Origin of the sequence: Cysteiniphilum litorale (assembly GCF_003428165.1) — a bacterium.
Lineage (GTDB): Bacteria > Pseudomonadota > Gammaproteobacteria > Francisellales > Francisellaceae > Caedibacter > Caedibacter litoralis.
This window is the reverse complement of sequence record NZ_QLIQ01000068.1, coordinates 1-6586: the sequence shown is the minus strand read 5'-3', so window position 1 is coordinate 6586 and position 6586 is coordinate 1. Positions and strand designations below refer to the sequence as shown.

The window sequence follows — 6586 nt, the reverse complement described above, 5'->3', positions numbered from 1 at the left end:
GTCATGCATCTTCCTAGTGATGCAGTCAATGAGCTAACACATGATGGCACTAAGCCGCAATACACCTTTTCTGCAGCACGAAAGTTGTTGATAAGGCGTCAGAATAAACTCAGGGTTTGTCAAAATGATGAATCTGAGCTAAAAAATCATAGAAATTCATGGATTCAAATGATTATTGGGCTTGCCGCTTAACAAAACTTGGGAAAGTTCAGTTTATATTATTGCGAATGTAATCGCGATATTTTCACCGAATATATCCACCTTTATCTTTGCACGTTTTATTGAAGGTTTAAGTGCTGCCAGTGCGCTTTGCTTATGGCAAGTTTTAAGCTTCACCTACTTTGAAGATAGAGCAAAACATATGATTAATTCAGGCTTTATCATCATTGGTTCAATGCCTGCATTGGCACCGATGTTTGGTGGATTTATCCTATCGTTTAGCCACTGGCAAGCGCTTTTTGTTACCCTAACTATTCTGGCAATTATCCTCATTGCGCTGACATTAAGTCTACCTGTGCCAAAAACTGCATTGCAAACTAAAAAGCCACAGCACCAGTTGGAGCAAACACATATCGTATTGTCCATTTTAAGACAATATAAACACTTGGTTGTTGATGCACAGTTTATGGTACTTGCCTTTGCCAGTGCTACGATCTACATGTCGGTATATGTTTACTTATCACAGGTTCCTTTCTTGCTAACAAAGCTTCATTTTGCGACAAAGAGTTTTAGCCTGTTCTTTATACCGATTTCAGTAGCGTTTATTTTGGGGGGCATCTTCTCTAAATTTTTACTGAAAAAAGGCACTTCATTTAAACAGATGTTTATGCTACCTGTGGCAGTTACAACCATTGTTTTTATCTTAGTTGTTATTGCTGAACTAGCTGGTGTTACTTTATCGGCATGGTTATTAGCCATTCCGTTTTTTATCTTTACCATTGGCGCGGGTATTGGCATGCCAAATTTAGTGAGCCAAGCATTGTCACTTCACCCACATCTCCGTGGAACTGCCGCATCCGCTATTGGGTTAGTGCAAAATCTATTTGCTTTTGCCTTTAGCAGTCTTGGCGCATATCTTACCCGCTTTGGTTATGATGGACTTATTATTTCTTATGCCATTTGGGTTGGATTACTACTTACCTTCTTTGGTGCTTACCTTGCCATATCTCAGCGCAAAAAACCATCTCTTGAGACTTGTCCTGCTACTTAATTTATTAACTTAAACAATTACTCAACTAACTGCATAATACCCTCTACTGAAATGCCCACTTCTGCCAGTAATGCATTTTTATCACCATGATCCTGATAATGATCAGGCAACCCGATGTTACGCACTTTGATTTTACTTAATAGGTCATTAGCAATTAGATATTCATTCACTGCAGATCCAGCGCCACCCATAATCACATTTTCTTCTAATGTAATAATTATCTCATGCGAATTGGCTAGCTCTTTAATTATGTGCGTATCTAATGGCTTAACAAAGCGCATGTCTATCACGGTAGCATTAAGTTGTTCAGCTGCTTTAATGGCTATTGGCAGTAACGTACCAAAGTTTAAAATCGCCACTTTTTGACCTTGGCGCACGCATTTTGATTGTCCCATTTTTAAATCAAAACTTTCTGTAATCTCGGCTCCTGTGCCTGTACCACGCGGGTAGCGCACCATCGCAGGGCCTTGGTGTTTAAAGCCTAAGCTTAACATGTGATAACATTCGTTTTCATCACTTGGCGTCATGACAACGGTATTGGGGATACAACGCATAAAGCTTAAATCAAAAATTCCCGCATGTGTCGCGCCATCAGCTCCTACAATGCCAGCGCGATCCACAGCATAGAGAATATCTAGATTCTGTAAACTGACATCATGAATCACTTGATCATAAGCGCGTTGTAAAAAGGTTGAATAAATCGCAACAACAGGTTTATAACCCTCACAAGCAAGACCCGCGGCAAACGTCACCGCATGTTGCTCAGCAATCGCAACATCATAGTAGCGTTTAGGATACTCTTTTGAAAAGCGAATCAAATCTGATCCTTCACGCATTGCAGGCGTGATACCAACAAGCTTGTCATCTTTTGCAGCCATATCACATAGCCACTGCCCAAAGATATTTGAATAGCTTAATTTGGCTTGTGATACACCTTTAGTCGCTAAATTTGAATTAAACTGTGGATTAACATGATGAAACTTAATCGGATCTTCCTCTGCTTTTTCATAGCCTTTACCCTTTTTGGTTAAGATATGCAAAAGCTTAGGACCATCATGATATTTAATCGTTTTTAATGCCTCAACCAAAGCCTCAATGTCATGACCATCAATCGGACCCACATAGTAAAAATTAAGTGCCTCAAACAAATTAGCCGGTACAAACATCCCCTTGGCTTGAGTTTCCAAGCGTTTTGCCAACTCAAAGGCGCCAGGGAGTTTTTTAAGAAACTTTTTACCGGTTTCACGAATATTGTTATAGGTTGAACCCGATAGAATTTTAGTCAAATGACTAGTAAGCGCGCCAACATTCTCAGAGATAGACATCTCATTGTCATTTAATACCACTAAAACATCTGAATGCATACCACCAGCATGATTTAACGCTTCAAACGCCATACCTGCGGTTAAGGCCCCATCACCAATAATGGCAACAGATTTAGCATTTGATTCTTTGAGTTTATCAGCTTCTGCCATGCCTAAAGCGGCTCCTATGGATGTACTGGAATGCCCTACACCAAAGCTGTCATAAACACTTTCGCTACGCTTAGGAAAGCCTGATATGCCACCGGGCTTTTTGATAGTAATCAACTCGTCAGCACGCCCTGTTAGGATCTTGTGCACATAGGTTTGATGTCCTACATCCCACACCAAATGATCATTCGGTGTGTCATAGACATAATGTAAAGCAATGGTTAGCTCCAAAGCCCCTAAACTACTGGCAAAATGCCCGCCTGAGACATCTAACGTCTCGACAAGAAAGGTGCGTATTTCAGTCGCTAAATGTGTTAATTGAGAAACGGCAAGTTTGCGCAAATCACAAGGAGAATTAATCTTTGATAACAAGGGGTAATTTGCACGATTTGTTTTTGACATAACAACAAGCAATTTGTCTATTTTAGTTCTGTGGCATAGTATCCTTTACTATGCTGGCTTTCTCAAGTAAAACCCTTAATATTCTTTGCTTTTTACAAGCGATATCTTGCCATTTGCTCTAAAGCGCTCTAATATCAGCGCCTGTTAGGTGCTCATCGTTCTTTATACATGAGTTAAAAGGGAAATTGGTGTAAATCCAATACTGTACCCGCAACGGTAAACCACGCTTTTAAAGACAGCTTCAAAGAGCGCTTGCAATCATTCACTGGGCAACTGGGAAGAAGCATTTAGGTCACACCCATCGTAAATTATTTTGATGGGTATCAAGTCCGGAAACCTGCCTAATAACACAACGTTTACGGGGATATAAACAACAAAGAGGGCTTCATGCAACCATACCGTTTTCGCACCTTAAGTGCCATCATACTATTGTCCATCGTTGGGCAAATAAGCTTTGCTGATCAGCAGAATAACGACAGTGATAATAATGTCAAAAATGCAAAAAGTACAAAAAGTGCAAAAAATGTCAAAGCCACTAGCGATGATAAACATCTATCAGCAACTGAATACACCTTGCCAACGATTGTTATAAATTATGCAAATCACTTAAATAATGACCAAAACAAAACACGAAATAATAGCAATGCCTCTAGCGCACCCATTAGCGTATCCTTAATGCCTAATTATGCCAATCAAAGTATTGACCGCACCATTAAGCAGAATGCTTGGGTTAATATCAATGATAATGATAGTGTCGCAAACCCTAGCTTTTATTTAAAGGGGCAACGTGCAAGCGTTTTATTAAATGGGATCCCACTGAACCAATTTAACTCGCAAGCTCAGAATATTTCTCTGATCCCACAAGATAGCATTGAAAGTATTGCCATAGATCCTACAGCCAGTAGTGTACTCTACGGTGGTATGGGCTTGGGTGGAACGATCAATATTGAACAGAAATTTATGGCTCACGATAAATACACGATTGGTTTATCTGGCGGCTACCCATTTGGCGCTGGCATTAATGTCTTTATTAATCAGCTATTGGATAATGAAAAAACGTGGAGTTTACAACTTGCCAATAACAGTCAAAGCATTGATGGCTATCGCAATTATTCACGTAACAATAGCAATAATGCCTATATTGCTTTAATGCATCAAACCAATACACAAAAATTTTCACTGAACTTCAGTGATAGTTATCAATACTTGCATTTCTCCGGCGCGCTAAATCAACAGCAAAGCGATGATAATCCATGGCAAGCAACAAGCAGCAAAGAAAAATACATTAACCACACCATCAATACACAGCTTAACTTTGAACAAGCACTTGATAAGCAATGGCAATTTGCCCTCAAATCGCAATATCAACAGCAATGGGCTAATGCTATTTTTGCAAACTCAAACTACTCATCTAAACAAGGTAGTAGCTTGTTTTATTTACGCCCAAGCATCATATTTGATAATAATTTTATAAAGAACACATTTGGTACTGAGTTTAATTATCAAACCTTCAGGCAAAGCTTTACCACAAATAATGCGACACAAACCAACATTGCATTATTCAACCAAAGTGACTTTACCTTAAATAAGAGTTGGCAAAGCGGTATCGGTGGGCGTTTTGAGCATAGCTATACTACGGGCGATTTTAACTCGAGTAATAACTCAGGCTCTCAAGTGATTAATATCGGTGCAGGTGATATTTATCTGCAATACAATTGGAGTAAAAGTTTTAATACGCGTGTTTCAGCTTCATATGCCTATCAGCTGCCTTTTATTGATCAATCTAATTTAACACCCGGAACAACGACAAGCTTTGGTTTAAATCCGCAGACGGCATGGATTTATCAGCTTGATAATACCTATAAAAACGATAAGTTAACCTTAAAAAATAGTACTTATTGGATGCTGATTAATAATCAAATTGATTATGATCCAAGCTACCCAGTCTCAGGTTCGCAATTCCCAGGTGCCAATATTAATTTACCACCAACACAAACCATTGGTAATCTATTCGCGCTTGATTATGCATGGCTGCCGAGTTTAAGTCTTGGCGGCAGTTTTGCCTTTAATTTAAACATCTTCAGATCTGGAACTTTTACAACTTTGGATGAAAATCAAGATCCTATATATGTGCCAATATCAAACAACCAAGTCCCCGGTCAGCCACCTTTTACTGCGGAGATCCATAGCCATTGGCAATTTAATGACAAACTCTCTTTCTGGCTGCAGGAGCAATACTATAGCGCAAGCTACGCCTATGGCGATTATACCAATACTCTTGCTAAGCAGAGCGGTTACTTCCTTACTAATCTGGGTGCCAAGTATCAGCTAGATCATTGGCAGTTTAATTTCAATATTTATAACCTGTTTAATAAGTTCTATTACAGTTATGTTTCAACCTATAATTTAAAAGACCTAAGCTACTACCCCGCCGATGGCATTGTCGCCATGCTTAATATTCAATATCAGTTTTAATCGCTTGTTATGAAACGTGCAACCCTGCTTTCTCTGATTTTGCACATAAGTGTTATCTTGCTAATTATCCTTTGTTGTCTGTTTGCGAAATATATGAATAAAACAGCTAATAAGCGCATTGATATTGCCCTAATCAAAGAGAGTATTCCTGCACATATTGTTTATCTTAGCCAAAGAAAAGTAAGCACTAACCTTCCAAATAGTGCAACAAGCCTTACGTCTGCAAGCCCTCAGACGAATACGTTAAAACCATCACCAACAACAGATTATACGCCACTGACAACACAGAACGCAAAACTCAAAATTGACAATAATCCACCAAAACAAATACAACCACCACATCACGAAAACAAGAAGATTGAAGCAAATAAATCATCGCCTCAACCGATTAATAAAGATCATCATACTATCAGATTGAATACAACTTCAGCCACCTCTGCCTTTAGTAGCGCCGAAGAAATAAATAATATCATGTCAGAATTGCAAAGCGCTTTGAGTAACTATCTTGCCAAACAATCAGCACCTGTCAATCCTTCAGTACCATGATTACGCTGACAATTAACAGGCAAGGTACATTAGAAAAAATAAACTTCTCGCCCTTACCACCTCAAGTGCTACAGGCGCTTTTGACTCACTTTTTACAATCACAAAATTATACGCATAAACTTTTATTGCCTCATAGTATTAATATCAATATTCCTTTGGAATTAATCGCAGCACATTCCAATTAAATATCAATCGTTATCTGAGCAAAGTCGACTATTGGCTTCGACTGACGCTCAGCCAACGTTTATAGCTACCCAGATTATCCACCGCTCCCTGAGCTAAGTCGAAGGGAATATCAAATATAAAGAAGTGGAAAAGTTGTAGGGGCGTATTGCATACGCCTATTAGGCCTATTGCTCCGGAACTTGCGCTGTGGGTCAGTCTGGGTTAATTTCATACAGGAAAGTCCCCAATAACATCATCATACTTCCCTTGTGCATCTGCTAACGATAGCTTTGAGTATATTTCTAAAGATTCACGT

At 39.1% G+C, this 6586-nt stretch carries 5 protein-coding genes and 1 riboswitch; of the genes, 4 read left to right on the top strand and 1 reads right to left on the bottom strand.

Translation table 11 applies throughout. The annotated features are described in order from the left end of the window. Positions 1-192, top strand: a 192-nt coding sequence (locus tag DNJ75_RS13855; RefSeq protein ID WP_157968365.1) for a hypothetical protein, incomplete at its 5' end; no start/stop codon positions are given. Further along, on the top strand, positions 182-1210 hold the full coding sequence (locus DNJ75_RS13850) for an MFS transporter (protein ID WP_224742254.1): 1029 nt from the start codon (positions 182-184) through the stop codon (positions 1208-1210). The genes DNJ75_RS13855 and DNJ75_RS13850, both read left to right, overlap by 11 nt. A gap of 17 nt (positions 1211-1227) precedes the next feature. On the opposite strand, the gene dxs is transcribed toward DNJ75_RS13850, so the two are convergent. Then, the gene (gene dxs, locus DNJ75_RS13845) at positions 1228-3084 is read right to left on the bottom strand and encodes a 1-deoxy-D-xylulose-5-phosphate synthase (protein WP_117004037.1); all 1857 of its coding nucleotides are present in this window, start codon (positions 3082-3084) and stop codon (positions 1228-1230) included. A 129-nt stretch (positions 3085-3213) separates the two neighbouring features. After that, positions 3214-3443: riboswitch (cobalamin riboswitch) on the top strand. Between the two features lie 28 nt (positions 3444-3471). On the opposite strand from dxs, the gene DNJ75_RS13840 reads away from it, so the two are divergent. Both DNJ75_RS13840 and DNJ75_RS13835 read left to right on the top strand, forming a co-directional pair. Then, positions 3472-5559, top strand: a complete 2088-nt coding sequence (locus DNJ75_RS13840; RefSeq protein WP_117004034.1) for a TonB-dependent receptor — start codon at positions 3472-3474, stop codon at positions 5557-5559. A gap of 93 nt (positions 5560-5652) precedes the next feature. After that, positions 5653-6105 carry a hypothetical protein gene (locus DNJ75_RS13835; protein WP_117004033.1) on the top strand — a complete coding sequence of 151 codons (453 nt, stop codon included), beginning with the start codon at positions 5653-5655 and terminating at the stop codon, positions 6103-6105. The last annotated feature ends 481 nt before the right edge of the window (positions 6106-6586 follow it).

Bases quoted from the DNA above. Each gene is read 5' to 3' on its own strand.
- dxs (WP_117004037.1), bottom strand. From the start codon at position 3,084: ATGTCAAAAACAAATCGTGCAAATTACCCCTTGTTATCAAAGATTAAT.
- DNJ75_RS13835 (WP_117004033.1), top strand. From the start codon at position 5,653: ATGAATAAAACAGCTAATAAGCGCATTGATATTGCCCTAATCAAAGAG.
- DNJ75_RS13840 (WP_117004034.1), top strand. From the start codon at position 3,472: ATGCAACCATACCGTTTTCGCACCTTAAGTGCCATCATACTATTGTCC.